Below are 24,486 nucleotides of genomic sequence, written 5' to 3' on the forward strand. Positions count from 1 at the left end.
TAAAAATTGTTCTGTATCTTTATGGGCCTGAAACTTCTTGTTACAAGCGATTTTCACGCCGACGAACAGCTTAAAGACGCAGCTATAGAGGAGGCGAACAGCGGAGACTACGATATTTTTCTGAATCTGGGTGACTTCATGACAGAGGAGTACGCCGAGGAACTTTTCGAACCTATAGAAATCCCGGCGCTTGGATGTACCGGTAACAGGGATATGCATTTCAGCAGCGAGTTCATGGACGGTCCGGTGCCGGTGTACAACTTTCTGGAAGCTGATATCGACGACGAGTATCTTCTGATCCTTATCGGAGGCGACTTCCCAGAGGATATCAAGCAGAAAGTCGACGACCTGCTTCAGGACAGAGACGGATCAAAAGTTATAATCGGATCACATTATCCACCGAAGAAGCTGGGAGACAGAGTTCACTCCGGCGAAAGAGTAGGATTTGACCAGTACCGTGAACTCCTTATCAAGCACAAGCCAGCTCTCTGGGCCTCAGGCCATATCCATGAAGACTTTGGACGTAACTCACTTTTCGACACAGAGTTCATCAACGCAGCAGGAGAGGAAACAGGAAAGGCCTACTCGGTAACTATAGGAGATGAAGGAGGAGTAGAAGATATAGAGGAGATACAGCTCGTCGAAAAGTAGGGAAATTTTCTAGAAATCGACGACAAGATTGTCGTAGGCCTCTTCAAGAGCATCATCTACGTATTGGAGCTCCTGAAGTACAGGCCTTCCGAACTCCTCGTCTTCATAAACAGCTGCTTCCTGTGAATCAAAATATCCCTGCTGTATATCATCTCTTCTCCTTAACTCGTGAAGTCTTCGATTCTTCAGCTGCTGAACTCTTGACTGAAGGCCTTCAAGCTCGCCAACTAGATCTACAGCGTCGTCAAGATCTACAGGCAAAGGATTCTCCTCGTTTAGTTCGTATAATGTATCTTTTACTTCTTTGATGTCGTGCATGTAGTTTCTCAGGCTGTCTCTTTCCACTTTCGCATCCTGGACTATGTGCTCCCGCAGTTTCGCAGGATACTTGGAAAGCTTCTCGAACTGGCCTTTGACAACTTCATTAAACTGTGCGCCGTTGTCAAGATGCTTGATAAACTGCAGTGCGCTTCCATCATCTATGTCGGGTACATTGGCAAGTTCGTCGAATAGATCAGCTGCTGGGAGCGAGAGATCGTATTCGGAGGCAAAAATACTGATTCTGTCCTTCGAGTTCTCTCTATTGAAGAACTCCTCGCTGTATATATCTATGACTTTGTTTCCGGCTTTTGAGGATAACATCTGGCGCCCTCCACCGTTTTGAACAGGTTGAGACAGAACTTTTTCACGGAAATCCTGTAAAGAATCTATGTCATCCTCCAGATCCCTTATAGCTTCTTCAACAGTCTCAAAGGCCTTTTCAGTGTATTCCTGTGCCGGATTGCTCATGGAATGGGAAGGCTTCAGAAAAATTATAACTGTTACTTGGACTCGACAAAATTTTCTAGTAAGTTGTTTGGCCGAAGAACTGCTTCTCCTTCCAGACAAGATCTGTCTGTGTGTCGCTGGTGCGTGTGCCCCGATGATTTACAGTGAATTCCTTCCAGGCCTCCACATCTTCTACACCACAGGCGATCACAATCGTGAACTCGAGGCCTGATTCATCCAGCACGTCAGAAGTTTTTTCCACATCTTCCTCGGAAAAATTCTCCACAATATCAAGGCCTATAGATCCTCCAACAGTTATGACAGGCCTTTCATCGTTTCTTTTCACTTCGACAGTTTTCTCCTTCCTCGAGATACCGTCTTTCCCTATGTTAACTCGCTCGCTGAGAAACGTGTAGAGAGACTGTTCAAAGTTTTCTCCGCTCTCAGGCGGCACCCATGATTTCACATCTCCAACGACATCACGGAAAAGCCTCTGGCCGTCATCCATAGATAGTTTTTCTCTTCAACTTATTTACTTCTTGATCCCGTCGTGGATCCAGTCCATCTGCCACCAGTCATCCATCACCCATTCCTGTTCTTCCTCCTTCGACTCCGGTATCCCCATAGGATCGATGAAAACAGGACTGCCATCTGAGATGAAAACATTGCCTATAAGATCGCCATGCGGCTCTAATTCAGGCCTCTGATGGAGCTCGGACACAACTTCCAGGGCCTCGTTAAATGCCGCTTCCGCCTCCTCAAAGGCGTATCCATCCATAGTAGCGTACTCAAGATTGGCATCTAGATCAAGCCTTTCCATACCGACTGCTGCAAGGCCTGTTTCGTCCTCTACAGCAAAGTAAGGTTCCGGGAAGTAATCCGGCAGTACCTCGTAATTATTTCTCAAGGCCTCAAGCTCCTCGCTGAAATCCGTGTTACGTCTGGAAGTGAACTCTGTTCTCTCATCCCTTCTCTTCAGAAAATAATCCTCGGGTACTTCCTCGGTGTAGAAGACGATATTCTGGAAGGGCATGCAAAGAGAAACAACACCAACAACTAAATATGTTATTGCCAGGTAACAAATTTTTGATATTCGTGGTTTTTTGGGAAGTACGTTATTAATGAGGACTGCTAATCTTGGTTCAATAGTTCTTCAAATATGGGTTGTATTTACAGGTGATAAGATTTGGATAAGGTGCTCACGCTTATTGTAGCTGCTTCTGTACTTATGATTGCAGCTTTAACACTGATATTCTCCACAAATGATGCCCTGGGTAGTTTCGGCGACACAGCAGATGCCGATTCCCGTATATGCCCTATCCTTGAGTCAGATTTCCAGGATGAGAAAGATGATGGGTCAACAGCTGCTGCAAGGAATATACTTGGAGAGGCCGCCCGTAATGACTGTAGCTGGGTGGATGACGCAGAGATTGAGATGCCTGATGGAGAAGTTATAGACACTTCTCCCAGTGGATGTCCATCACAGTGGGTAGCAGTCTGTTAACAGATAGCCCTACTTATTTTAACAGGTCAAAGTAATTCAGCTTATGAGAAGGAAATATGCCAATTTAATGATTTTATTGAGCCTAACTCTTCTTTTCAGTTTTTCTGGAAGCGCTTTACTTGATTACATAGACAGAGGAGATGTTGAAGAAAGCCTGACTATATCTACGCCCGAAGGACAGGTGCTACATCATGAGGCCCGGATTGCGGAGACGCCTTTCACATCAGACCTTGTTCAGAACTGGGAGAATATCTCTCTAGAGGCCAACAGGAAGATATCATCTACAGAATTATGGGATAATGCTTCAAACTCCACAATTGTGCTCTCAAATGAGGCAGTAATTGATGTATCTGATATCTCTCAGGGAACCTATGCAGTTTTTCTCTGGGGGTGTGACAGAAGCGATGGACCTGAATCATGCAGATGGCTAAAACCACGACTTTTTACTGTACCTACACCCGGTTCGATGGATAATACGAATACTAACTTTGAAGGAAACACAGATGATACCGGAGAATTTGAGGAGTCCGCTTCAGATGAATCAGCATGCAGAAACCCAAAAATCAGTATAAGAAAGCCTATAGTAATCAAAGAGTACGAGAGCACAAGCTTCAGAGCACCTGTAAATGACTGCAGTGCGAAAATAGATTCCTACAGCTGGAAATTTACCAAGAACGGGGATAGCGTCGCTGAGGCCTCAAGTAGCTCTACATCTCAGTCCTTTGAGGCAGGAAACTACACTGCATCAGTTGAGATGGAGGCATCTAGTGGTGCCAGTGATACAGCAGAAGCAAGTTTCTACGTTTCACAGAATATTCCTGGCGATCTGATTCTTTCAGGGCATAGAGGAGGGAAGCACGCACCAGAGAATACTTTGATGACGTTCCAGAGGACAAGAAAGATAGGTATTAACTCCGTGGAGTTCGATGTCAGGAGAGCCCGTGATGGTTACGCCGTTATACATGATAAAACAACAGATAGAACCGCTGAAAGAAGCGTGAAGGTTTCCGAGACAGATCTTGATGCTTTGAAACAGATCAATGTCGGAGAGGACTATCATAAAGGAGGAAATGAATGGGACGTATCCGAGGAACGAGCTAGAGAGGCCAGAATACCGGGACTGGGAGAAACTCTTGACTACTTTCAGGGAACCGATATGATTCTGCGTATTGAACTGAAAGGAGATGTCAAGAAAAGCAAGGAGATGGGACATGAAATATATGAGATGGTGGAGGAGAGAGGAATGGTAGATCAGGCAATTTTCATGTCTTTCTCAGGCACATGTATAGGAACCACAGATTCAATCATGGATGATCATCTTTCGCTAACCGGACGACTGTGCGACTGGGAGGCTCTTGAAGGCATAGAAGAGGCCTCTAACGGAGAAGCTGAGACTGCCATACTGTGGCAGAAGCGGAAGGATCCGCGTAAAGACGTGATGAATGTCCGTAACCTTCAACTTGATTTTGTTCTTGAGGAAGCAGAGGAAGAGAACTTTGACATAATTGTTGCAAGAGATGATGTAAATGGAATAGAGCACACAACGATGACGCGCAAGGAGTTTGTGCAGGAGGCCAGAAATAAAGGACTTGACTTTGCTTTCATGGGGTTTCGAGGATCTGATGAGGAGGCAGTATCATGCGGTGCAGAATGGCTTTCAACAAACCACCCCGCTAATCTTATCGAGAAAGTTCAGGATTTTGATGAATCAACATACTACGCCAATGAGGACTGCGCTGTAGATAACCCTACAGACCTTACAACCATACCTGCAACTCTTGGAAGCGGAGCAGGAGGTGCCAGCAACTTCCTCTCAGAATCTTTAGGCGGTGGACTAGATTATCTCACAGATGAAGGCCCCTCCGGATTTACCGAGTGGGGAGGAGAATTCGTCGACAATCCCTCCCTAGGCAAGCTAGGAGGAGGTCTTGCAGGTGTTGGCGATTACGGTGCAGGGATGGTCACTGGAACAGTAGACACGGCCGTAGAAGGCGGCACAGGATTCATGGACTGGGGAATGACTATGAGCACAGAGACTATATCCGGCTACAAAAGGCTTCGTAAAGATCCGTCAGGAACTATATCTGATACCTATGACAGCACTAAAAACGAAGTTGAGGAAGTCGGAGAAGATATACAGGAAGGCTACTGTAACAATATAGGCCTGGGCTGCTAAACAGCATTAGTTGCAGGCCTATAATAAATATTTTCTACATAAAGAGAGTTCATGGATTATGTAAGAGCCTGGCAGGAACCGGATTATCCGCACGGGGACTGGATCAGCCAGGATGAGTGGATGGCTTCAGGCGTAGATGAATTATTTGATTACGTGGAGGCCTCTGAAGAAGCAGATATTGACGGCGTCTATGAAGGATTTTTCGCATTATACAGCGAGAACGATATGGGCTCTGAAAGAATCATCCCTCTTGAATACAGCAGCGGAACTTTCTCTACAGTTTCCGGAGTATTTGACTCGAATCCGGGAGTAACACAGAGATATACTTCATGGAACGCAGATTACAGTTTTGAAGGCCTTATGGATGATGTTGATGCCATGGACGGTAAAATAGTGGAGCTGGAGGAAGATCAAGCAGAGATATTTGCCGAAAACTTTTCTTCCCGTGGAGAAGCTGTTGAAGCATACGAAGCCGTTATGGCTGCCGTCACAGGATTCTTCTCCTGATGCATTTACATAGCTCATAAATTATTTGCTCTCAATTTCTCCATTAATGTCCAGAAACTTCCTTTCAGAGGATGAAATGTACGACGCTGTAAGTGAAGGCCTCACAGAGGAACAGGAGCTGACAGACTACGAATACAGCATCATGGGAAGAGTCTCTACAGGCCTCGCAGTACTGGAAGGAAACTTCAGTCACGACGTCCTACAGGACGTCTACAGGACAGGAGGGATGTACGGCGTCCTCATCGAGAGAGTGGACGATGTTGTGGACAGTGATCATGGCTCAGAGACCGTTGACGATATCCAGGACTTTCTCGGAAGAGAAGTGGACGTACTCCGGACAGGCGAAAGGCCTGAAAGTTACAGTCCTGTGGAAGAGGCCTCTTTCATCGCCGCGGAGGAAGTAAATAACTTGCTTGAAGGAGAAGCGCAGGAAGAGTTCGCTGACAGGATGCAGGTTCTCGCTGACGTAGTTATCGAAGAGGAAAGTAAAGACGAGTGTTATGAGGAACATCTTGAATCCGCAGATGTCATGTTCGGCAACGCTGCGTATCTACTTGATGCCTCCACCGAATACACGCCGGATGAAGGCCTTTGGAGGAAGACAGGAAGACTCCTGCAGATAACAGATGATAGAGTAGACAGAGACAGGGACAGGACCGACAGACAGATGCATGAAAGACAGCAGAGGCTTCTGGAAGAAATCACAGGTGAACACGGCAGACGCATCGGCTGGCCTGTAAAGGCCTCCGAGAAACTGATACGTGAAGTCGGGAAAAGATCCGTCTAGAAAAAACTATTTTAACTTTTCAGTACCTTCTGGTAGTCATGCCAGCCTGGGAGACTATTCTTCACGACGAATCTATAGACATAAATCACGAGCTTGAAAGAGAAGGTTTTGCACCGGGAGTAACTGTAGAGGCTCCTCCCGGCTTCGGAAGAAGTGAATACGAGGAAATGGTAGAACAGCTCTGGAGCGACGGCGATATAGAGGCCATGACGGTGCTCGACCGGTCACTGGATTTTATGGACGAGGCCTCAGCAGCCACCAAGGAAAGTCTTCAGGCAATCTATGATACAACAGCTTCAGGGGATTTCGATGGAGAGGAATACGCACTCGGCGTCTTCGGAACAGGTCTAGGCCTCGCAGGGATCGGCATGTCTGTAGCAGCTTTACCCGTGATAAAGGCCGGTAAAGCAGCATCAAAAAATATACAGAATCCTCTTTACACGTCCTCCGACGTTCTATACGATGAAGAAAGGGATATAGGAGAACAGGAGGTCGCAAGAGTTTTCTACACTGAAGACAGCGACGGCCGTTACCTGAAATTTACAGGTCCTCTGGAAAGAGGCCCGGATTCAGATGTAGTTCAGGAAGGTATCGAGTATCTTGAAGATTTCAGCGTCTAGAGAAAATCCTGGAAAGGAGCTTTCGCAGTTTTCTCCAGTCTTTCAGGAGTGCTTCTGTCCCACTCTCTCATATCTCTGTAGGCCTCTTGATCGTAAGGCTCCCCGACAGGATCGAAGAACTTGAACGTCTCACCGTCGTAAAGTATATTGTTCGTCAAGTCCCCGTGCACCGCACCTTCCCTATGGATTTTATCGACTGTTTCACGGATCTCATCGACCAGTCTGAGGCCTTCCATTATCTCACCTCTCTCCGTCAGATCCAGGAGATAATCCTTCAGTAACTCTCCGTCAAAACGCTCCATGTAGAAACCAGCCATCCTTTTCTCCCCATCCACATCCCTGTATACAGGCATCAGCGGCTCGACAACGTGTTCCGGACAGGCCTCGTAAAGCTTCTCCAGTTGATTGAACTCTCTTTCGATCTCATCGTATCTTTCTCCGGCTCTGATGACGTTCCTGTTCCTCTCCTCGCCGAAGCTGAAGCTTCCATCATGCTTGAAAAACTCCTCCGCCATATCAAGCCAGTCAAAGGCCTCAGGATCCAGATCCATTATCTCCATGTAATCGTTTTCAGTCAAATTTTTCCACCTCGTTATACAAACTCCAGATCGTTGTTATCATCTCTCTGCAGAGGCCTTTCAGGAAACACCACGCCTCTCCGTACATCTATATCGACATCCTCTTTCTCTGCAACGTACTCTATTATCTGTACCGCCTGTCCCTGACAGAGATTATGAATCTCCCCGGAAACAGTCACAGCCTCCTCGTCCAGGCCTCTGACAACGTCTATGAACTCATCCGCGTTATCGTACTTCAGCTTGGCCTCTCCCTGAACTGTCTCAAACCAGTGATCAACTTCCTCAGATAGGCCTCCAAGATAATCTCTGGAGTACTCCGTCCCTGTCTCCTCCATCACCGCTATATCTGCATCTGACTCGAGGTCCTTCTCGAACTCTCCGAAAAATTCGTGGTTGTGCCGGAAGTAATCCTCAGGCCTCAGGCCTAGCTCCTGGTACTCATCGCTCTCAAAAGCGTATCCTGGGTGTACAGCCAGGTAAAGAGAGGAGTCCATTAAACAATAAATACACAGATCAAATTTTTATAATTTATCAGTAACAACAAACTTTATGGTGTGTTTTCTGGGAATTGAGGCGGTGCTATGGATCGGACTCTGAAAGACATACTGATGGAGCATGGTCCTTCTGGAAACGTCGAATCGGGAAGAAACTGCAGCGTTTACAGGCTTGAAGACTCGTATGTCAAGCTCGCCGACGACGTGACTGTTGACACAGTAGAGATGTATATGGACGCCCTTGATGCGACAGGGATAGCCTATCCGGATACCGAGGTATGGCAACAGGACATACCGTACTACGGCCTCGGCGAAACAACAGTAGTCCACCAGGACGCAGCTGAACCCGCCCTCGAAGAATTAATCGCAGAACCAGAAAGATATATCAACAGGATACGTGAGATAGGCCTCAGAGCAGCGTCAAACGATATAAAAATTGATCTAGGCCTTGACAATCTCGCTTTTATAGAAGGGGAACTCGGCATAGTTGATTTCAACGATCAGGAAGCACTCTGGCTCGATGAAGATCTGGCTCTACACCTGATGGGATCACATCTCCTGAACAGCGTCAACAAGATGGAACGCGAACAAGGCCTCTACAGCCCTGAACTATATGAACTTGCACATAACTGGAAAAAATCCGTATAACCAACACAACAATTAAGAGAACGGATGAGGCCTCATCAATCGCTGACGGCCCGCTTATACTGGAAAGAATTCCTCTAGAAGTCGCATTCGTCTTCAAAGCCGGTACACAGTAAGACATCAAGATAGAAAAAAGAAAAAAGAGGCCTAGAATCCCAGCTTCTCTTTGACCAGGATTACGGTGGTCCTGTCGCCGCTTTCTGCATGGTAGAGGAATTCTTTCGCAACAGCGCTTTCCACACCGTACTCTTCCTGTGCTCGCTCGTTCTCGAACTCGTATGCGTACTCCCAGAGCCTGTCACGGGCCTCTTCAATATCCTTGACAATCTTGTTGACTCCTGTCACGATGATGACGTTTCCGGCTGCGAAAGGATATGCCCCGATCCGACTTCCGGAAAGATCAGCCGCGACAAGAGAGCCGTCTTCACGCGCAACTCCGTTAACGCTTCCAAGGAAGTAATCCGCTGTCGTGGCTTTTCTTCTCTCCTCGTTTCTTTTCTCATCGTCGTCGATCGACCAGATCTTGCCTGGCAGACTCTCCCAATCGTGATCGCCCTCGTTCAGGTACTCCATGAATCCAATCTCTTCAAGAGTCGTGGAGTGACCGTTCATGACAGAGGCCTCTTCCGGAATTTTTCCCTTGATCTCCTCCAGAGCTTCATCACTAGAATCAACTACTTTTACATCGAATCCGTTGGCTTCGAGGTTTTCTACCGCTTCCTCGATCTCGTCCTCGGAAGCCTCTGAATCAAATTTTTCGTGGTCTACATCGACATCTTCCATGAAATCCTCCTTAGTATACATATCGAAGAGAAACTCGAGAAAAGTTAAATGCGGAGAAGTAACAGATCAGTTACCGGACCAGTCAGCGCCATAAACTGATATAAATTTTTGTCACGCACCAGTACTTATGAGCTCGGGCCCGGATGTGATGCAGTACGATTCAATTCAGGATCTTGAGGAAACTATAGAGCACGTCTACCACAAGGCAAATCGCCTGAACAAGGAAATGGAAATTTTTGTAGAACAGGCCCAAAGTTTTCTGGACTACAGCCATGATCTTGACATGCTGAAAGCCTCTGCAGAATACGTCGAGAGAAATTTGCCCGATGAGGCCTCTCCACGCTTCGTTCAGGAATATGCCAGAAAAGAGCTTGAGAATCCTGAGAGAGCTGAAAACTGGGATAGAATTCAGGAAGCACAGGATCTTACAGAAGGCCTTGTACAGCAGTTCACGGAGGCGTATGAAGGCCTTTGGAATGAGTTCGGATACAGCGATGAGAAGCTTCACGAAAAAATTGAGGGCCGTTTCCCTGTCCAGACTTTTCTGCGTGAATGGGAGGATAATCCTCACAGACTTTTCGAAAGTCAGGAAAGATACAGTAATGATAACAGATTAATTGATGAGGAAGTTTCCGGGCCTACTATGGCTCGTTACTTTGATATAGGCCGTGAAGAGCTTACTTCGAAGCAGAGAGACGATATGTTGCGTGGAGAAGAACTTGAAAGAGAACTGAGTGACGATCACGGCCGGAGTTTTGAAGATGAAGACGAACACGGCTTCTGGAGAAATCACTTTATCAAGCAACATGACCGGGATAATCCAAGAAGCAACTCAAGATGGGTCAACGCAGAACTCATGTTCCTGGAAAATACCATGGAAGGAACACCAGCACCGTTCAACAAAGACACAAGGGCCTCGGCTGAAAGATAGAACATTCGAGAGATAAGACAGATTCAAGGCCTCCAATTTTATCTTGCAGGATTTCCTTCCTCTTCAAGAAGCTCCATTCCTTCCTGGAAGGATACATCGTCGTAGGCCTGTTCTATAGATTCTATGAAGTTTACAGTAGCTTCCTCTTCCTGCATAAGTTCCTCATACTGGTTTTCTACTTCCTGTGCATAATCAGTTTCCTGTACATGTTCGTGCACCTGTCTGGTGGCATCAAGGCCTTCCCAGATATTTTCCTGGATATCTTCGGCGAAGACAGGATAGTTTCCATCTCTGGATTCAGAAAGCTCGGATTCAACGTTTTCCACTGCGGTCCTGTGTTCGTACCACGTGGTCATCTGGCTGAAACGGGCCTCATTGTACTCATGGATAACATCCTCCACCTGAGAGACATCCATACCCTGTCTGTCGGCCTCTATAAGCTCTCCAGCCGCTTCCAGAACATCCAGTGTATGATCAAAGAAATTTACTGCAGTGAAAGAGATAACATCTTTGCCGAATTCAGTTGGCACTTCACGTGATTCAGCAGAGGCCTCAGCCCTCCATTCTATAACATCATCTACGAAAGACTCGATTTCATCGACATATCCGTCTATCGTCGACATATCCACCAGATAGTGATAAAAAATTAAAAATAGTTTCCAGAGAATCAGATCAAAAGGGGAAAATCCGGACTCAGCGATTTATAATTTTTCTAGCGAAAACAGGGCTTAAGGAGGAAAGTAATGATCAAGATTATAGGAACTAACCACGAGGAGTTCAGAAGGAAAGATTTCGATATAGAGAACCGACACAGACTAGAGCATTTCGACAAGATTTTTACAGAAGGCTTCTCACAGGAAGGATTTCAGGAACTTATAGAGTTCACCCTTCTCGGGCTTCCGGCAGACCCTGAGCTGCATGCCGACGTACGTGAAACTATGCAGAGAGGCCCCGAGCCAGTAAAATTTGATACTGTAGACGAAGAAGTTATCTATCTGGATGATGAAGTCAGTGAAGAAGTACTTGAGGGAATGGAAAGAGGCTCAAGTGAAGAGCCAGGAGACGGCGATGCGTATCCGCTGGAGTTTCTGGGGGAAATAATTGCAGACGGCCAGGAAAGTAGAGAGGACTACATCGATTTCATGCGAAAAATCAGGGACATGGACTTCGAGGAAGACGGCGGATACTCCTCCTATGCTGCTTTAAGCCGAGAAGGATTCGACGCGTTAATGAGAGATTTTGGAGCTATCATGGAACATGACGTCGATCCCAGGAAAATCGATGAAGACATGGATATCGAAGAGGCCTTTCACAGAGGCCTGGAAAGATACGATATAACTCTGGAAGACTATGTTGGTGTACAGGCAGAGGCCCGGGAAGACTTCAGGATCAGAGAGATCAGGAATGGTACGAACAGATAGTAGGCCAGATTGATGAAGACGACAACGTCCTTGTCGTGACAGGGATTCAGCACGCACTTGATGCCGATGGAACGCTTGCAGGCCTGCTCTCACAAGAATACGATGTCAATGTAGCTCCGTATCACAACGACTGGTAATTTTTTCACTTCTGGACAGGGAAAAAGACTTGAGTTAAGTACTTATAGATTCTCAGCGTACTGGAACAGTTGCTATGAGAAAACTTGCAATACTAATGACGCTCGTACTGGCAATGAGTACCGCAGCCCTTGCAAACCCGATTTTCGAGGCTCGAGGAGCTGAAGCCAGCAACGCACTTTACCAGGAGAGATCCAGTGCTGCATGTCCGGATGAGGTATCGGAAGACGTATGCATCAAGCCGATCAGACTTGAACTAGTCGTCCAGACATGGGTAGACCCTGACAGCGATGGAGATGGAATCCTTACTCTGGAAAGTACAGAGACACTATCCTCGAACAGAGGACAGGTAACTGCAGCAGTAACTTCTCCAGAAAAGAAGCCGAAGTTCAAGGCCGGAGCAGAACTCTCCAAGATCAGTTCCATGCACGTCGGAGATCTTGACGGCGACGGATACGGAGATATAGCTCTCAGCATCAGACAGGAAGAACTGAACAACAAGAACAGCTACAGAGTTACAGCGACATCCCTTGAAGACTGGAGACTACCTGCCAGAGTCGAGCCGATGAACAAGGCAGAACTCATCGAGGCAATGGCCTCTGAATCAGGCCTGTCTAAAGCCGACGCCAAGAGATGCCTGGAAGACGTAACAGGAGAGATAATACTTGGAGAAGACCGCTGAGGCCTCCCTTTTACTTTTTATTTTTCCTTGCTGATCTCCTCTAATTCTTCCAGTAAGTCCTTAATACTCATCTGGTTTCTGTTATCTTTTCCAAGACTCTCGCTCATCTTTCTGGCGTTATTAAGTCGTTTTTCAGCTTCTCTGACGTTTATATTTGCCCTGTTGATTTTTGACTCATCAGAACATTCCTCGATGAGTCTCTTGATCCTGGATTCCAGCTGATTTGCCATACTCTCTACATCTTCAGGCACATCTCCAAACATGGAAAGTATCTGAACCTGTGTAGCAAGCTCCCAGTACTCCAGAGAAGCCACAACAGCTTCGTCACATGCGTCAGCATCCTCCATCATGTTCTCCTGGCGGACTTCCTTCCTGTTAACATCTTTTTCCTCTTTCTGGGCAACACCAAGATCCTCAAGTAGTGTATATTCTAACTCTTCACGCATCTCATCCAGAAGCTGCTGAAGCTTCTCAGTAAAATCATCATTAGGCATAAGAAATCTTGATCATTGTTACAATAAAAAACTAAGTCAGGCCTCTACACGTCTCAAGACTGCATTGCAGCAGTTTTTATATCCCTCTAGACAGAAAACAAGATTACAGGAAATGAACTCGGATAAGAAAGATTTTGATCCCGACGAACTGATATCTCAAACAATCAGATTTCTGGAACGGAAAAAGAAGGAATACGTCGAAACAGTGATAGAGGAGACTGAAGAGGCCCCTCACACCAATCCCAATTATGCGGACATAGATGTCTATATCGGCTCAAATAGCTATTATAATACGATCCGAGAGGCCGTCCACGATATGGATCTTGGAGTGGAATCGTACGATGATCTCAGTTACTCGAATTTTCTGGCGGTAATGATGAGACATTATCTCATGCAGAGACTTGGAGATACGGATATCAGGCTCTGGACAGAGCAAGATCAGGCCTACTATCCTATGCCTCATCTTATCAAGAAACTGGATGAGCAAGGAGTTGACTGGATGGATACAGATGATGACTGGGCTATTGGACGCGGAGGAAAGACCGGTGTCTGGATGTACTTTTTCCCGGAGGAAGAAGTGGATAGTCTAGTCAGGAAAATCAAGTTAGATATCGCAGAAAGAGGGAGCTGTCCGCAGGAATTCAGAGAGGCCTTGAGCGAGTTCCCGAAAGTATTGAACAATCACTCTATGCATGGACGTAGAGACTGGAATTCTTTCCATGCAACGCTTAACCACGAGTTCACGCATAACTATCTGCATCGTAACTCAACTGCGAAAAAACTTGGTATGGAGTTCATCGACAGCCTGGATGAAGCGACCTGCCAGTTCATCAGCAAGTACATCCGTATGAAGCAAAAAACTAACAGGGAATCAGCTCTGAACTTCCACAGTTCTCCCGATTCATACGGTGCTTACGGCAATCCCGAGGAGGTACATTACTTCGTCGAGATAATAAGAGAAAACGTACGGTACGCCCGGGAAAACGAGGCCCGTCTCAACGTCATCGATCACGTCAGGCAGAATACTTTGAGATTCTTCCAGGACGGAGGAGAAAAGGAAGACTTCCTGAAACAGCTTACACCGCAGAACTTCCAGATCCCTATCCACAGACTTGAAAGAGCGGACGAGGGAATCAGCCACAAACTGGAGAGGATGAAAGAAGACCTCCAGTACATACAGAGAAATATCCGGGACGAACCTGAAAACGTGAAACAGGAATTCGAGGAGATAAAACAGGATTTCAGCCAGATAAAAAGCCCTCAACAGATCAAAAAAGAAGTGATGGAACAGGCCTACCACAAAATGATCGAAGAACAGAAAGACTACGTCTTCCTCGGATCATTCATCGAAAAAGAACTGAAAAAAGAAATAGAAGAGTTCCTGGACTCCCAGCAACACATAAAACAGATGGAAAACATTCTGAACAAGAACAGAAGGATAGAAGACCAGATGAAGCGGCTTGAAGACCTGAACAATCAGATACAGGCCTCTGAAGAAGAGTTCAAAAGCATACTTCAAGATCTGGAAAGACGGACAAGTTAAAATGGAACTGCGTTACATAATCATCAAAGTAAACGAGATGGACAGAGCGAAAAATTTCTACAGCGAATTGACAGGTAAAACGCCGGAGATGGACGGCAACAGGATGGCAAAATACAGATTCAACGGGATAAAAATAGGCCTCTACAATCCCGAAGCCGACGGAGAAAAATCTGAAGTACAGCGTGGAGACTCTGTAATACCTGCTTTCGGAGTAGAAAATTTCGAGGAAGCACTGGAAAAAGTCAGAGGCCTCACAGAAATCCGGGACGAAAAAGAAATAGATGGACACAGATGGTTCACTTTCAGAGATTCTGAAGGAAATCTCCTGGAGATACATGAACGCTGATCAGGATTAAATACATGGAGATACAAAACAGGCCTCATGAAACTTTACAGCAAACTTGAAGGCCTCGAACTTCGTATTGAAAGTTTTGAGACAGAGACACGTGAGAAAAAAGTCTCGGAAAACTTCACAAGAAAAACCACTGTAGTCAAGTTCTCCGGCAACAGAAAGACGGGGAAAGGAGAAGACGTCATCTACGAACCGGAAAAACACTTCTATCCAGGCCTGGAACTTGAAGGAACATATACTTTCCACGAGTTCTCGCAAAAATTAGAGGAAGAAAAACTTTTCCCGGAAGACGTCGAATACGATAAAACCGATGAGAACTACAGGCGATGGGCAATCGAAAGCGCAGCACTCGACCTGGCGCTGAAACAGAACAACCAAACACTGGCTGAAGCGCTTGGAGAAAGCTACAGGCCTCTAAGATTCGTCGTATCACTGAGTATGGACACTCCAAGTATCGAAAAATTACAGGACTTGATCGAACTCAACTCCAGTATAGAGTTCAAGTTAGATGCCTCAGAGGCCTGGGACGAAACTTTTGTCGAAAAACTTGTCGAGATGGACAGAGTAAAAGTAGTCGATCTCAAAGGCCACTACAAGAAAGAAAACGTCGGCATGAATCCAGATCCGGAAATCTATCGATTAATCGCGGAGAAGATGGACGCCCTGATCGAAGATCCAAAACTCACAGACGAGACAGAAAAAGTACTGGAAAACTTCAAAGAACGCATCACATGGGACTACCCAATCACAGGCCTCAAATCAGTCAAAAAACTTCCATTCAGGCCTGACTATCTAAATATAAAGCCGTCAAGATTCGGCACAGTCAAATCCCTACTGGACACTATCGAATACTGCCAGGAAAACAACATACAGATGTACGGCGGAGGCCAGTTCGAACTCGACATCGGAAGACAACACATCCACGCCGTCGCCTCAATCTTCTACCCCAAAGGCCCCAACGACGTAGCACCAAGAACATACAATCAAGAAAAAATACCGGAAAATCCTCCTAAAAGTCCACTGAGGCCTGAAAAAGACTTGGAAGGCCTGGAATGGAGATATAGAGATAACTCATTTTGATGAAGCCTAGATAAATATTTTATTGAGAATTTCTCCATTGCACAAATCTCATTACGATTATAAAAAACCCAAACAGGCCGAAAAGCATACTAACATTCCACATTACTATTGTAGGGTTGTTAGATAAAGCTACTGAGACTGTCATAGATTCCTCAGAAACACGTTCTAGTTTAACGTTAAACTGCTCTAATGAAACAGATTTCCCATTAGAAATATCGGCATGTACTTGTTCAGAAGTTCCGCTTTTCTTTATCACTAAATTACTCTCAACAGAGTAATCATGATCAATTAATCCGTCCTCACCGATATCTTTGTCATTTTTCGAACAAACTAACTCCCTAGAAACATCAAAGAGACCTAGGGGAATTTCTTTACAATGTAATACTTCTTCACCATTTGCACTAGTATCTAATTTATACTCTCCGCCATCTGTTACTATTTCTCCCTTCACTCCTACGAAGTTAAACACAGTAGCAACTAGAATAAAACCAATAATAGCACCTTGAATGTATTTCATCCTATTAGGATCTTCAATAAATTCTGTGAAATCACTAAGCAACTCGATTACTGACATAATAAGTACATAGCATCTCCAACCGATTAGATTAAAGAAATGCTGGAAGTGGTAGATTGAGGCTCTACCAAGCCTTTATCTTTGTACTAATTCTTCAACAAATTCTGCTGCTCTAGTGCCGCCTTTTGTCATCATTAAAACCCCGATGATAAAGACGATTACCGTTAGTGACGGTCCCATAACTTCTGGACCTAGGCTACCAACGATATTAAGCCCTAGAAGCATCTCTGCCATAGGCTCTAGAGTAAGCAGAGTAAGAACTCCTCCCACTACTGTTGAATAGTGTTTGTCTACTGGCAAATTTTTCACCTCCTTAAAAATTTAGGAAGGGAGATTTACTCCCTTTTCAGCACTTTGACCATCCACAGTCTGGGCATTTCTTGCAGCCTTCCTGTAGGACGAGCATGCCGCCGCAGTCTGGGCATTCTGGATTGCCTCCGTCTTCGACGATTGCTGATGCGTCGGCCTGGTCTGCTTCCTGTTCTACTTCTGTCTTGGCCTGTGTTGTTCCTGTGTCTTCAGCTGGTTCGTCGTACTGGTCGACTGTTTGCTGGCTTCCCTGTCCGCCTTTGAGATGCCTTTTCATGGCTTCTGCGATGGCGTCTGGGATTGAGTGGATCTGTTGTCCCTGATCCCATGCAATCTGTGGGGAGCGGATGTCGTCAAGCTGATTGACGAGTTCTTCTGCGTCTGCACCGCTTCTCAAGGCCAGTGATGAGACTCTTCCAAGGGCCTCTGTGAAGGACTGTGTGTATCCTCCACTTTTTCCGACTCTGGCGAATACTTCGAAAGGCCCGTTGTTCTCTGCGTCGTTGATTGTGACGAAGAGATCTCCGTAGGCTGTCTCAATTTCCTGTGTTGTGCCGTTGACGACGTTAGGCCTCTCCTCGACTCCGTTGGACTTGCTCATCTTTGTGGAGTTGTCCGGTGTCGTGGAGTCTGCTTCTACGCCTTCCTGTGTGACTTCCTTGGAGAGATCTTCTGTCTCTTCCTGGACTTCCATGTCTGTGTCGCCGACGACTTCCTTGAACTCGTTGGAGCTCAACAGGCTTTCTGCCCCGCCGAACTCTTCGATGACTTCGGAAAGCATGTCGACTTTGTCCATGTCTGTCAAGGTGTTCTCCTTGTTGGTCTGCATGACCTGTGTCTCTCTTGTACCGTCTCTGTACACTGTCATGCCTTTGACGCCTTTATCGTAGGCCCTCATATAGGCCTCTCTGACGTCTTCCTTTGTAGCCGAGTTAGGGAAGTTGCATGTCTTGGAGATTCCCGAGTGATTGTGGTACTGGAAAGCTGCCTGGATGTCGACGTGTTCCTTGGCGCTTACCTGATTGGCTGTGGCAAACATCTCCTTGACATCTGCCGGAAGAACCTCGTCAGGGATGCTTTCTACTCCTTCCCATTCGTTGTTCTCCATCTTCTCCTGCGCAGCTGCCTTGACTTCCTCGATGTCAACGTCGTTGGCTTCAAGAGCTTTGATGAAGTAGTCGTCGAACTCGACGAGCATGTCTTCTCCCTGGATGTCCTTTGCAACGTTCTTGAAGTAGGCCAGGCTGAAGATTGGCTCGCATCCTCCGGATGTGTTTCCGATCATGGAAGTCGTTCCTGTCGGTGCGATCGTTACAGTGTTGTGATTTCTCATCTTTAGGCCGTCTTCAAAGTCTTCTGCGTCCAGGCCTCCTGTGTACTGCTCGAACCAGTCTTCGTGTTCTGTTGGATTTGCCCACTTGGATTTCTCCCATTCAGGGAACTCTCCACGTACATCGGCAAGCCTGTTAGATTCCTCGATGCTGAAGCGTGTGATAACTCTCTGGATCTCTTTCGCTGCTGCAACTGATTCATCTGATCCGTAGCGGATTCCGAGCTGGATCAGCATCTGAGCGAATCCCATAAGGCCCAGTCCGACTTTTCTGAGGTCTGTAACTGTTTCCTCGATCTCCTCCAGTGGGAAGTCACTCATTGTGACGACGTTGTCAAGGAATCTGAGGCCTGTCTTCGCTACATCCTCGAACTCTTCCATGTCAAGTGCGTCGTGGATGTACTCCTGCATAGCTGCCTCAAGATCGCCTTCATCCTCGAAGTCGTAACGATCCTGATTCTCCTGTTTCCATTCAGGGAAGGAAAGAGCTGTGCCGTCTCCCTGATCCTCTACAAGCAAGGAAAGATTGATGTGGCCAAGATTACAGGCCTCGTAGTTCTCGAGAGGCTGCTCTCCACACGGATTCGTGGCCTCGATGCTGTGTTCAGGATGCTTCTCTACGTCGAATGAGTGCATCTCGTTGGTCTCATCGTACATGAACAGGCCTGGCTCTCCGTTTCTCCAGGCTCCGTCGATCAAAGTTTCCCAGATGAAACGTGCTGGAAGAGTCATCTCTTCGCCAGGTTCAAGCTCGATATCGAACTCGTCGATCTCATCTCCGAACGTGTGTGAGTGATCTCTCCAGAAGTTATCGTCTCTTCCCTGATCGGATCCTGAGGCCTCAGGATACCAGTCCTCATCGCTGTTGTAGAACTGTGCGGTCATCTCAGAGACTTCGAAAGGCTCGTCGGTTCGAGGATTGATCAACGTGTACTCCTCATCGTTCTTGACGGCTTCCATGAAGTCACTTGTCAGGCCTACAGAGATGTTGAAGTTGGAAAGATTTCCTTCCTTTCTCTTGGCTGTGATGAAACGTAGAACGTCAGGATGGTCGATACGCATGATGCCCATCTGGGCTCCTCTACGTTTTCCTCCCTGCTTGATCGTTCCACACATGGTGTCGAACACCTGCTGGAAGCTCATAGGCCCGGAGGAAACTCCTCCAGTAGAACTTACGATATCTCCCTTAGGCCTCATAAGATGGAAAGGATATCCCATTCCTCCTCCACTCTGGAAGATCTTTGCAGCGTCGTGAACAGTAGAAAAGATCGAGTCCATATCGTCTTCAGGATGGACAACGAAACATGCTGAAAGCTGCTGAAGATCTGCTCCAGCATTCATAAGTGTTGGAGAGTTAGGCATGAACTTCTGATGTGTCATCAGGTCGTAGAACTCTTTCCATGAGTCCTCAAAGTCTACATCGTCGTACTCCTTGTCTGGCTGTGCAACGTTCTTAGCGACACGTTCGAACATCTCCTCAGGAGTCTCTGTGACGTTTCCGTCCTTGTCTTTGAGAAGATATCGGGCTGGAAGAATCCTGTCATAGGCGTTCTCTGTCAGCCTTTCCTCGACTGTATCGCCTGTTGTGCGTTTTACCGGTAGTTTGAAATCTGCTTTCTGCTTGATGTCGTTTTTCATCTTGTGGATCACATTCTTTGTTGTTTTGCTTTTGGAACAAATACTAGCATTATTTTTCAGCTTCTTTCAGCTGCTCAACTTCTTTCTGGAAAGATTCAACGTCCTCAAATTTTTCGTAGACTGATGCAAAACGGATATAGGCCACCTGATTCCTTTTCTTCAGGGCCTCCATAACAAGATCGCCGATATGCTCTGCAGAGACTTCTTTCTCTCCTCTAATTTTTTCTTTGACTTCCTCGATCATTTCCTCGATCTCGTCTTCCTCGACTTTGGTGTTTTTCGTGGCGTTTTCTATACCGCTCCTGACTTTCTCCTCGTCGAATTTTTCGTCTTCGCCGTCTCTCTTAGTCACAGTTATATCGAAGCTTTCTGCAGTCTCGTAAGTTGTGAAACGGCGGCCACAGTCCTTGCATTCTCTTCTTCTGCGGATTTTCTCACAGCTATCTCTCGTGTCGATAACCTTAGATTTTCCGTTGCCGCAGTAGATACACTTCATGGGATATAGTTACCTCTAGTTCTTTTTCAGCTAAACTGCACTAAGTTACATATATAGGGAGAACCTCGGTCCCCTCCCCCTACATATCGTGCTTCGCATCCACCAATTAGACACCCTTCCCTTAAATACTCTGCCATGTTAACACCGTTCGAACAGCGTGAATGTTCACCGAGCCATAACAACGAATCGATGGTGTTTTAACTGTTTTCTGCATATCCACAACTATGGCAAATGGGCCTCACTCCGCAGACGTCGCACAGCGATATATTTTACAGGCTATGCGTGCTACAGGCCTCGCTGAAAAAGTTACAGAGCTGATGGAGAGGCCTCACACTCACAACGGCATGGAGGAATGGAGTATAGGCGAAGTTTTCGAAGATGAAGTTCTCAGAGGATTTGATCCGCAGGATTTTCAGGATGAGGCGCTTGAGATGCCGGATTACGGTTTCAGGGCGCTTGATCAGATATACGGGAGTATAGATACTACGAGTGATGGGAACAAGAGGCTTGAAGGCCTCCGGGCGCTTGATATAGGATGGGATTTTCCTGTAGAAGGTCGTACTGAGCGTGACTGGAAGCAAAATTACAGGGAGGCAGGCCTGACGGATAATGTGGACGGAGAACTCCAGGTGAGTCGTGAAGGACAGGTGTTTTTGAACACTGATCCACGGGATTACGAGCTTGATGGCGTAGGAGTTGAGGATGTAGGGGAAGTCTACCGGGATCTGACGACGAAAAAACTTGATGAAGATGTGTCCGGTAGAAAGCTTGAAGCTCTTTTCATGTACGGGGCCGGTATGACTCACAGAGAAGTCAGTGATGCGACAGGCCTGACATACGGGACGACGAAAAACTTTGCATACGCCATGAAGGATGATCACGATCTCCTTACCGATAACTACCGTTTGACGCCTGAAGGATTCGAGTTCGCGAACATGGTACTCGACCAACTGGATCTCCTGGAAGAAGCTACAGAGGCCCGTGTACAGGAAGAATACGGCGCTTGGAGTGATGTAGATCCTTCAGACTTCGGCGGCAACGAGTATATGGCTCAGGCCCTGAAGGACAGTGCCACGTGATTTTTGAAACTTCCATACAAAATACTGCTTGAAGGATTCAGATACTATGACAGAGAAAATCGTTCCTGACACATCCATAATCATCGACGGAAAACTTTCAGATCTTATAGAGACCGGAGAAGTAGATGCAGAAATTATAATCCCGGAATTTGTCGTTGATGAGCTTGAGAATCAGGCAAACCGTGGACAGGAAACAGGGTACAAAGGATTCGAAGAGATAAAGAAAATTAGAGAACTATGCGAGGAAAAAGGCCTGGAGCTAAACTTTACAGGCCGCAGGCCTACAGAGGAAGAGATAAATCTGGCGAACAACGGCCGTATCGATGCATTGATCCGTGACGTCGCCGAGGAAAAATCAGCTACACTTTATACAGGAGATATCGTACAGGCCCGTGTAGCAGACGCAAAGGGAATCAAACACAGACTTTTCGAAAAAGAACGTGTCACAGAGTTCTCGCTGGAAGAGTACTTCGATGAAAAAACTATGAGTGTGCATCTGAAACAGGGAGCAGTACCAAAGGCGAAGAGAGGCCTCCCAGGACAGTTCAGGCTTGAGGAGATAAGAGACGAGCCGCTTTCAAAAGAAGATATCGAAAAGATAATTTCAGAGACTATCGAGAAGGCGGAGATCTCGGATGAAGGCCTTATAGAGATGCAGAAGGAAGGTGCTACAGTGCTTCAGATCGGAAGATACAGGATTGCGATGACCAGGCCTCCTTTCTCCGAGGCTGCGGAGATCACGGCTGTAAGGCCTGTCGCAAAAGTTTCACTGGACGATTACGAGATGAGTGAGAAGCTTCTCACAAGATTGAGGACAGAGGCCGAGGGAATCCTTGTTGCCGGAGCACCAGGACACGGAAAATCTACTTTTGCTCAGGCTCTGGCAGAGTACTACGAGGAGAACAATCAGGTCGTCAAGACTATGGAGAAGCCGCGTGATCTCGATGTAGGCCCTGACATAACACAGTACTCGGCTCTAGAGGATTCCATGGAGAACACTGGCGACTTCCTTCTACTGGCGAGGCCCGATTACACGATCTTCGATGAGGTCAGGAAGACTTCTGATTTCGAGGTTTTCTCGGATATGAGGATGGCCGGTGTGGGGATGATCGGTATAGTTCATGCCTCTGAGGCAGTCGATGCCGTGCAGCGTTTGATCGGGCGCGTAGAGCTGGGAATGATCCCACAGGTCTGTGACACAGTCATCCATATCCGTGACGCAGAGATCTCGAAGGTGTACAAGTTACAGCTGAAAGTTAAAGTTCCTGAGGGAATGACTGAGGAGGATCTGGCGAGGCCTGTTATACAGATTCAGAACTTTGAGACTGAAGAGGCCGAATATGAGATTTATACTTACGGAGAGGAGACAGTTGTCGTTCCTACTTCGGGAGAGACAGAGGAGTCTGGTGCGGAAAGACTTGCGCGTAAGCAGCTTGAGCACCAGTTGAGACAGTACGTGGACAATCCGGAGATAGAGTTCATTTCAGACGATCATATCAAGTTGTTCGTGGATGAAGACGACATCTCCCATATTATAGGGAAGGGCGGTGAAAATATTGACCGTATCGAGGAAGAACTTGGTATCGATATAACTGTAGAGCCGAGAGGAGAGATCACAAAACAGAGTGTAGACTACAGTATAGAGGAACGTGGAAAATCTGTTGTCATCGAAATCGGAGCAGAATACGCAGGAAAGGAAGTTGATGTCCAGAGAAACGGAGAATTCCTTTTCGCTGCCACAGTCGGGAAGAAAGGTGAAGTCTCACTGACAAAGGAGTCAGATCTTGCAGACCAGGTGCTCAACGCACATGCCAGAGGCCAGCTACAGGTCAAGTCCTGAAGTTGACTAATTTCAAAGGCCTCTACATTTTTCCCACATTATCTTTTAATCCAAGCAACTCGTTTTCTAGACTGTGAAACAGGTACAGATCAACATCCCTGACGAGAACACAGAACAGGTACGTGAAGTACTTGGGAAATACAGCTCTGACATACTTTCTATGGATGGAGAGAGCGATGAGGAAAAGATAACTGTTCTCACAGCGACCGTAGAATCAGAGGATGTTGATGAACTCTCGAAAGAGCTTAAATCGATCAAAGAGCTTGATTCCGGAGAATTGAAGATAAGACTGATCGATCAACAGGCCCTCATAGAGAAAGGGCAGAAAACGCGTGGCTCATCCACCAAGCTCTCTCAGGAGGAAGTATACAGCAAGGCCCAGGAATCATCAACATTTAACAGGCCTCAATGGATGCTTATGGGACTTTCATCGGCCATAGCAGCGTATGGGCTTATGCTGAACAATATAGCCGTAGTTATTGGGGCGATGATGCTGGCACCTGTACTTTCACCTATCGTTTCAAGCTCTATCGCCCTGACAGTCGGCGATGGAAAACTGCTGAAAGAAGGTCTTTTCACAGGTATAGGAGGAGGCCTACTGGCCATACTGATTTCCGGGATCTCTGTAATCCCTTTCAATCCTACAGTCAACTCCACAATGAATTTAATTGTATCAGCAGGCCTTGAAAATCTGTTGCTGTCTCTTTTCGTAGGTTCAGCAGCAGCTCTCGCATTCGTCACAGGCTACAGGGATCAGATAGCAGGAGTGGCTGTCGCTGTTGCACTTGTTCCACCGCTTGCAGCTGCAGGAATAGGCCTCAGAGTACAGAACTTGTTTTTCACATATAATGCAGTTTCACTTGCACTGATCAACTTGCTTGCAGTACTTGTCTCCGGCTCTGTCTCACTGAAGCTTCTTGGGTTCAAGCCATCTACATACTACAAGAAAAAGACTGCTGAAAGATTGAGATACGTTCTTCCTGTTGCTGTAGTAGTTATGCTGGCTGTGGCAACGATTTTGCTTATGAATCCTTACTAGAAAGTAAAGATCAGCGGCAGAAATTAAATG

General features: G+C 46.5%; 28 protein-coding genes. 16 read left to right on the forward strand and 12 right to left on the reverse strand.

Annotated elements, in window-relative coordinates:
- Positions 1–21: 21 nt before the first annotated feature.
- Positions 22–651 (forward strand): metallophosphoesterase family protein, encoded by a 630-nt coding sequence (locus tag ACK3SF_RS03000; protein WP_414838348.1) that lies wholly within the window; start codon positions 22–24, stop codon positions 649–651.
- 9 nt (positions 652–660) lie between these two features.
- Here the strand turns inward: ACK3SF_RS03000 and ACK3SF_RS03005 are convergent, their stop codons facing one another.
- The 3 genes from ACK3SF_RS03005 to ACK3SF_RS03015 are packed head-to-tail and all read right to left on the reverse strand — an operon-like array spanning position 661 to position 2,452.
- Entirely contained in the window at positions 661–1,440 is a 780-nt protein-coding gene (locus ACK3SF_RS03005) for a hypothetical protein (RefSeq protein WP_414838349.1), read from the reverse strand.
- A gap of 55 nt (positions 1,441–1,495) precedes the next feature.
- Positions 1,496–1,927: a hypothetical protein gene (locus tag ACK3SF_RS03010; RefSeq protein WP_414838350.1), complete on the reverse strand. Its 432-nt coding sequence runs from the start codon at positions 1,925–1,927 to the stop codon at positions 1,496–1,498.
- A 24-nt stretch (positions 1,928–1,951) separates the two neighbouring features.
- Positions 1,952–2,452, reverse strand: coding sequence for a hypothetical protein (locus ACK3SF_RS03015; RefSeq protein WP_414838351.1), 501 nt, complete (start codon positions 2,450–2,452; stop codon positions 1,952–1,954).
- Positions 2,453–2,605: 153 nt separating this feature from the next.
- Between ACK3SF_RS03015 and ACK3SF_RS03020 the strand changes: the two genes are divergently transcribed.
- The 5 genes from ACK3SF_RS03020 (at position 2,606) to ACK3SF_RS03040 (ending at position 7,013) form a co-directional block, all read left to right on the forward strand.
- Positions 2,606–2,923: a hypothetical protein gene (locus ACK3SF_RS03020; RefSeq protein ID WP_414838352.1), complete on the forward strand. Its 318-nt coding sequence runs from the start codon at positions 2,606–2,608 to the stop codon at positions 2,921–2,923.
- A gap of 67 nt (positions 2,924–2,990) precedes the next feature.
- Positions 2,991–5,099: a glycerophosphodiester phosphodiesterase gene (locus ACK3SF_RS03025; RefSeq protein WP_414838353.1), complete on the forward strand. Its 2,109-nt coding sequence runs from the start codon at positions 2,991–2,993 to the stop codon at positions 5,097–5,099.
- A 51-nt stretch (positions 5,100–5,150) separates the two neighbouring features.
- Positions 5,151–5,606, forward strand: a complete 456-nt coding sequence (locus ACK3SF_RS03030) for a hypothetical protein (protein ID WP_414838354.1) — start codon at positions 5,151–5,153, stop codon at positions 5,604–5,606.
- A gap of 46 nt (positions 5,607–5,652) precedes the next feature.
- Positions 5,653–6,393, forward strand: coding sequence for a hypothetical protein (locus ACK3SF_RS03035; protein WP_414838355.1), 741 nt, complete (start codon positions 5,653–5,655; stop codon positions 6,391–6,393).
- A gap of 38 nt (positions 6,394–6,431) precedes the next feature.
- Positions 6,432–7,013 carry a hypothetical protein gene (locus ACK3SF_RS03040; RefSeq protein ID WP_414838356.1) on the forward strand — a complete coding sequence of 194 codons (582 nt, stop codon included), beginning with the start codon at positions 6,432–6,434 and terminating at the stop codon, positions 7,011–7,013.
- Here ACK3SF_RS03040 and ACK3SF_RS03045 read toward each other — a convergent pair.
- Both ACK3SF_RS03045 and ACK3SF_RS03050 read right to left on the reverse strand, forming a co-directional pair.
- Complete coding sequence (locus ACK3SF_RS03045) at positions 7,010–7,591, reverse strand: hypothetical protein (protein ID WP_414838357.1); 582 nt, start codon at positions 7,589–7,591, stop codon at positions 7,010–7,012. The genes ACK3SF_RS03040 and ACK3SF_RS03045 overlap by 4 nt on opposite strands.
- A gap of 14 nt (positions 7,592–7,605) precedes the next feature.
- Positions 7,606–8,085 carry a hypothetical protein gene (locus tag ACK3SF_RS03050; protein ID WP_414838358.1) on the reverse strand — a complete coding sequence of 160 codons (480 nt, stop codon included), beginning with the start codon at positions 8,083–8,085 and terminating at the stop codon, positions 7,606–7,608.
- A gap of 87 nt (positions 8,086–8,172) precedes the next feature.
- Between ACK3SF_RS03050 and ACK3SF_RS03055 the strand changes: the two genes are divergently transcribed.
- Positions 8,173–8,733, forward strand: a complete 561-nt coding sequence (locus ACK3SF_RS03055; protein ID WP_414838359.1) for a hypothetical protein — start codon at positions 8,173–8,175, stop codon at positions 8,731–8,733.
- Between the two features lie 144 nt (positions 8,734–8,877).
- Here ACK3SF_RS03055 and ACK3SF_RS03060 read toward each other — a convergent pair whose 3' ends face one another.
- Positions 8,878–9,534, reverse strand: coding sequence for a lactate utilization protein (locus ACK3SF_RS03060; protein ID WP_414838360.1), 657 nt, complete (start codon positions 9,532–9,534; stop codon positions 8,878–8,880).
- A gap of 106 nt (positions 9,535–9,640) precedes the next feature.
- Between ACK3SF_RS03060 and ACK3SF_RS03065 the strand changes: the two genes are divergently transcribed.
- The gene (locus ACK3SF_RS03065) at positions 9,641–10,444 is read left to right on the forward strand and encodes a hypothetical protein (protein ID WP_414838361.1); all 804 of its coding nucleotides are present in this window, start codon (positions 9,641–9,643) and stop codon (positions 10,442–10,444) included.
- Positions 10,445–10,482: 38 nt separating this feature from the next.
- Here the strand turns inward: ACK3SF_RS03065 and ACK3SF_RS03070 are convergent, their stop codons facing one another.
- On the reverse strand, positions 10,483–11,067 hold the full coding sequence (locus tag ACK3SF_RS03070; RefSeq protein WP_414838362.1) for a hypothetical protein: 585 nt from the start codon (positions 11,065–11,067) through the stop codon (positions 10,483–10,485).
- Between the two features lie 120 nt (positions 11,068–11,187).
- Here ACK3SF_RS03070 and ACK3SF_RS03075 point away from each other — a divergent pair, with 120 nt between their 5' ends.
- Together ACK3SF_RS03075 and ACK3SF_RS03080 are read left to right on the forward strand one after the other, a co-directional pair.
- Entirely contained in the window at positions 11,188–11,865 is a 678-nt protein-coding gene (locus ACK3SF_RS03075) for a hypothetical protein (RefSeq protein WP_414837227.1), read from the forward strand.
- Between the two features lie 211 nt (positions 11,866–12,076).
- Complete coding sequence (locus tag ACK3SF_RS03080; RefSeq protein WP_414837228.1) at positions 12,077–12,682, forward strand: HU family DNA-binding protein; 606 nt, start codon at positions 12,077–12,079, stop codon at positions 12,680–12,682.
- 17 nt (positions 12,683–12,699) lie between these two features.
- Here ACK3SF_RS03080 and ACK3SF_RS03085 read toward each other — a convergent pair whose 3' ends face one another.
- On the reverse strand, positions 12,700–13,176 hold the full coding sequence (locus tag ACK3SF_RS03085; RefSeq protein WP_414837229.1) for a hypothetical protein: 477 nt from the start codon (positions 13,174–13,176) through the stop codon (positions 12,700–12,702).
- A 112-nt stretch (positions 13,177–13,288) separates the two neighbouring features.
- On the opposite strand from ACK3SF_RS03085, the gene ACK3SF_RS03090 reads away from it, so the two are divergent.
- The 3 genes from ACK3SF_RS03090 to ACK3SF_RS03100 are packed head-to-tail and all read left to right on the forward strand — an operon-like array spanning position 13,289 to position 16,151.
- A complete protein-coding gene (locus ACK3SF_RS03090) occupies positions 13,289–14,719 on the forward strand; it encodes a hypothetical protein (RefSeq protein WP_414837230.1) in 1,431 nt (476 codons plus the stop codon).
- 1 nt (position 14,720) lies between these two features.
- The gene (locus tag ACK3SF_RS03095) at positions 14,721–15,065 is read left to right on the forward strand and encodes a VOC family protein (RefSeq protein ID WP_414837231.1); all 345 of its coding nucleotides are present in this window, start codon (positions 14,721–14,723) and stop codon (positions 15,063–15,065) included.
- A 36-nt stretch (positions 15,066–15,101) separates the two neighbouring features.
- The gene (locus ACK3SF_RS03100; RefSeq protein ID WP_414837232.1) at positions 15,102–16,151 is read left to right on the forward strand and encodes a hypothetical protein; all 1,050 of its coding nucleotides are present in this window, start codon (positions 15,102–15,104) and stop codon (positions 16,149–16,151) included.
- Between the two features lie 19 nt (positions 16,152–16,170).
- On the opposite strand, the gene ACK3SF_RS03105 is transcribed toward ACK3SF_RS03100, so the two are convergent.
- The 4 genes from ACK3SF_RS03105 to nrdR all read right to left on the reverse strand — a co-directional run bounded on the left by ACK3SF_RS03105 (position 16,171) and on the right by nrdR (position 20,498).
- Entirely contained in the window at positions 16,171–16,725 is a 555-nt protein-coding gene (locus ACK3SF_RS03105; protein WP_414837233.1) for a hypothetical protein, read from the reverse strand.
- 75 nt (positions 16,726–16,800) lie between these two features.
- Complete coding sequence (locus tag ACK3SF_RS03110) at positions 16,801–17,025, reverse strand: hypothetical protein (protein ID WP_414837234.1); 225 nt, start codon at positions 17,023–17,025, stop codon at positions 16,801–16,803.
- A gap of 46 nt (positions 17,026–17,071) precedes the next feature.
- Complete coding sequence (locus ACK3SF_RS03115) at positions 17,072–20,002, reverse strand: adenosylcobalamin-dependent ribonucleoside-diphosphate reductase (protein WP_414837235.1); 2,931 nt, start codon at positions 20,000–20,002, stop codon at positions 17,072–17,074.
- A gap of 49 nt (positions 20,003–20,051) precedes the next feature.
- Positions 20,052–20,498 carry a transcriptional regulator NrdR gene (nrdR, locus tag ACK3SF_RS03120; protein WP_414837236.1) on the reverse strand — a complete coding sequence of 149 codons (447 nt, stop codon included), beginning with the start codon at positions 20,496–20,498 and terminating at the stop codon, positions 20,052–20,054.
- 224 nt (positions 20,499–20,722) lie between these two features.
- On the opposite strand from nrdR, the gene ACK3SF_RS03125 reads away from it, so the two are divergent.
- The 3 genes from ACK3SF_RS03125 (at position 20,723) to ACK3SF_RS03135 (ending at position 24,456) form a co-directional block, all read left to right on the forward strand.
- Positions 20,723–21,577 (forward strand): hypothetical protein, encoded by an 855-nt coding sequence (locus ACK3SF_RS03125; protein WP_414837237.1) that lies wholly within the window; start codon positions 20,723–20,725, stop codon positions 21,575–21,577.
- 46 nt (positions 21,578–21,623) lie between these two features.
- Positions 21,624–23,417, forward strand: coding sequence for a PINc/VapC family ATPase (locus ACK3SF_RS03130; protein WP_414837238.1), 1,794 nt, complete (start codon positions 21,624–21,626; stop codon positions 23,415–23,417).
- Between the two features lie 73 nt (positions 23,418–23,490).
- Complete coding sequence (locus tag ACK3SF_RS03135; RefSeq protein WP_414837239.1) at positions 23,491–24,456, forward strand: TIGR00341 family protein; 966 nt, start codon at positions 23,491–23,493, stop codon at positions 24,454–24,456.
- Positions 24,457–24,486: the final 30 nt, after the last annotated feature.

The organism is Candidatus Nanosalina sp. VS9-1, assembly GCF_047555085.1.
Taxonomy (GTDB): Archaea; Nanohalarchaeota; Nanosalinia; order Nanosalinales; family Nanosalinaceae; genus Nanosalina.

Coding starts and splice junctions, on each gene's coding strand:
- ACK3SF_RS03015 (WP_414838351.1), bottom strand. CDS start 2,452: ATGCCCTTCCAGAATATCGTCTTCTACACCGAGGAAGTACCCGAGGAT.
- ACK3SF_RS03000 (WP_414838348.1), top strand. CDS start 22: ATGGGCCTGAAACTTCTTGTTACAAGCGATTTTCACGCCGACGAACAG.
- ACK3SF_RS03130 (WP_414837238.1), top strand. CDS start 21,624: ATGACAGAGAAAATCGTTCCTGACACATCCATAATCATCGACGGAAAA.
- ACK3SF_RS03035 (WP_414838355.1), top strand. CDS start 5,653: ATGTCCAGAAACTTCCTTTCAGAGGATGAAATGTACGACGCTGTAAGT.
- ACK3SF_RS03010 (WP_414838350.1), bottom strand. CDS start 1,927: ATGGATGACGGCCAGAGGCTTTTCCGTGATGTCGTTGGAGATGTGAAA.
- ACK3SF_RS03085 (WP_414837229.1), bottom strand. CDS start 13,176: ATGCCTAATGATGATTTTACTGAGAAGCTTCAGCAGCTTCTGGATGAG.
- ACK3SF_RS03025 (WP_414838353.1), top strand. CDS start 2,991: ATGATTTTATTGAGCCTAACTCTTCTTTTCAGTTTTTCTGGAAGCGCT.
- ACK3SF_RS03065 (WP_414838361.1), top strand. CDS start 9,641: ATGAGCTCGGGCCCGGATGTGATGCAGTACGATTCAATTCAGGATCTT.
- ACK3SF_RS03095 (WP_414837231.1), top strand. CDS start 14,721: ATGGAACTGCGTTACATAATCATCAAAGTAAACGAGATGGACAGAGCG.
- ACK3SF_RS03060 (WP_414838360.1), bottom strand. CDS start 9,534: ATGTATACTAAGGAGGATTTCATGGAAGATGTCGATGTAGACCACGAA.
- ACK3SF_RS03100 (WP_414837232.1), top strand. CDS start 15,102: ATGAAACTTTACAGCAAACTTGAAGGCCTCGAACTTCGTATTGAAAGT.
- ACK3SF_RS03125 (WP_414837237.1), top strand. CDS start 20,723: ATGGCAAATGGGCCTCACTCCGCAGACGTCGCACAGCGATATATTTTA.
- ACK3SF_RS03090 (WP_414837230.1), top strand. CDS start 13,289: ATGAACTCGGATAAGAAAGATTTTGATCCCGACGAACTGATATCTCAA.
- ACK3SF_RS03005 (WP_414838349.1), bottom strand. CDS start 1,440: ATGAGCAATCCGGCACAGGAATACACTGAAAAGGCCTTTGAGACTGTT.
- ACK3SF_RS03055 (WP_414838359.1), top strand. CDS start 8,173: ATGGATCGGACTCTGAAAGACATACTGATGGAGCATGGTCCTTCTGGA.
- ACK3SF_RS03080 (WP_414837228.1), top strand. CDS start 12,077: ATGAGAAAACTTGCAATACTAATGACGCTCGTACTGGCAATGAGTACC.
- nrdR (WP_414837236.1), bottom strand. CDS start 20,498: ATGAAGTGTATCTACTGCGGCAACGGAAAATCTAAGGTTATCGACACG.
- ACK3SF_RS03050 (WP_414838358.1), bottom strand. CDS start 8,085: ATGGACTCCTCTCTTTACCTGGCTGTACACCCAGGATACGCTTTTGAG.
- ACK3SF_RS03070 (WP_414838362.1), bottom strand. CDS start 11,067: ATGTCGACGATAGACGGATATGTCGATGAAATCGAGTCTTTCGTAGAT.
- ACK3SF_RS03115 (WP_414837235.1), bottom strand. CDS start 20,002: ATGAAAAACGACATCAAGCAGAAAGCAGATTTCAAACTACCGGTAAAA.
- ACK3SF_RS03030 (WP_414838354.1), top strand. CDS start 5,151: ATGGATTATGTAAGAGCCTGGCAGGAACCGGATTATCCGCACGGGGAC.
- ACK3SF_RS03075 (WP_414837227.1), top strand. CDS start 11,188: ATGATCAAGATTATAGGAACTAACCACGAGGAGTTCAGAAGGAAAGAT.
- ACK3SF_RS03040 (WP_414838356.1), top strand. CDS start 6,432: ATGCCAGCCTGGGAGACTATTCTTCACGACGAATCTATAGACATAAAT.
- ACK3SF_RS03105 (WP_414837233.1), bottom strand. CDS start 16,725: ATGTCAGTAATCGAGTTGCTTAGTGATTTCACAGAATTTATTGAAGAT.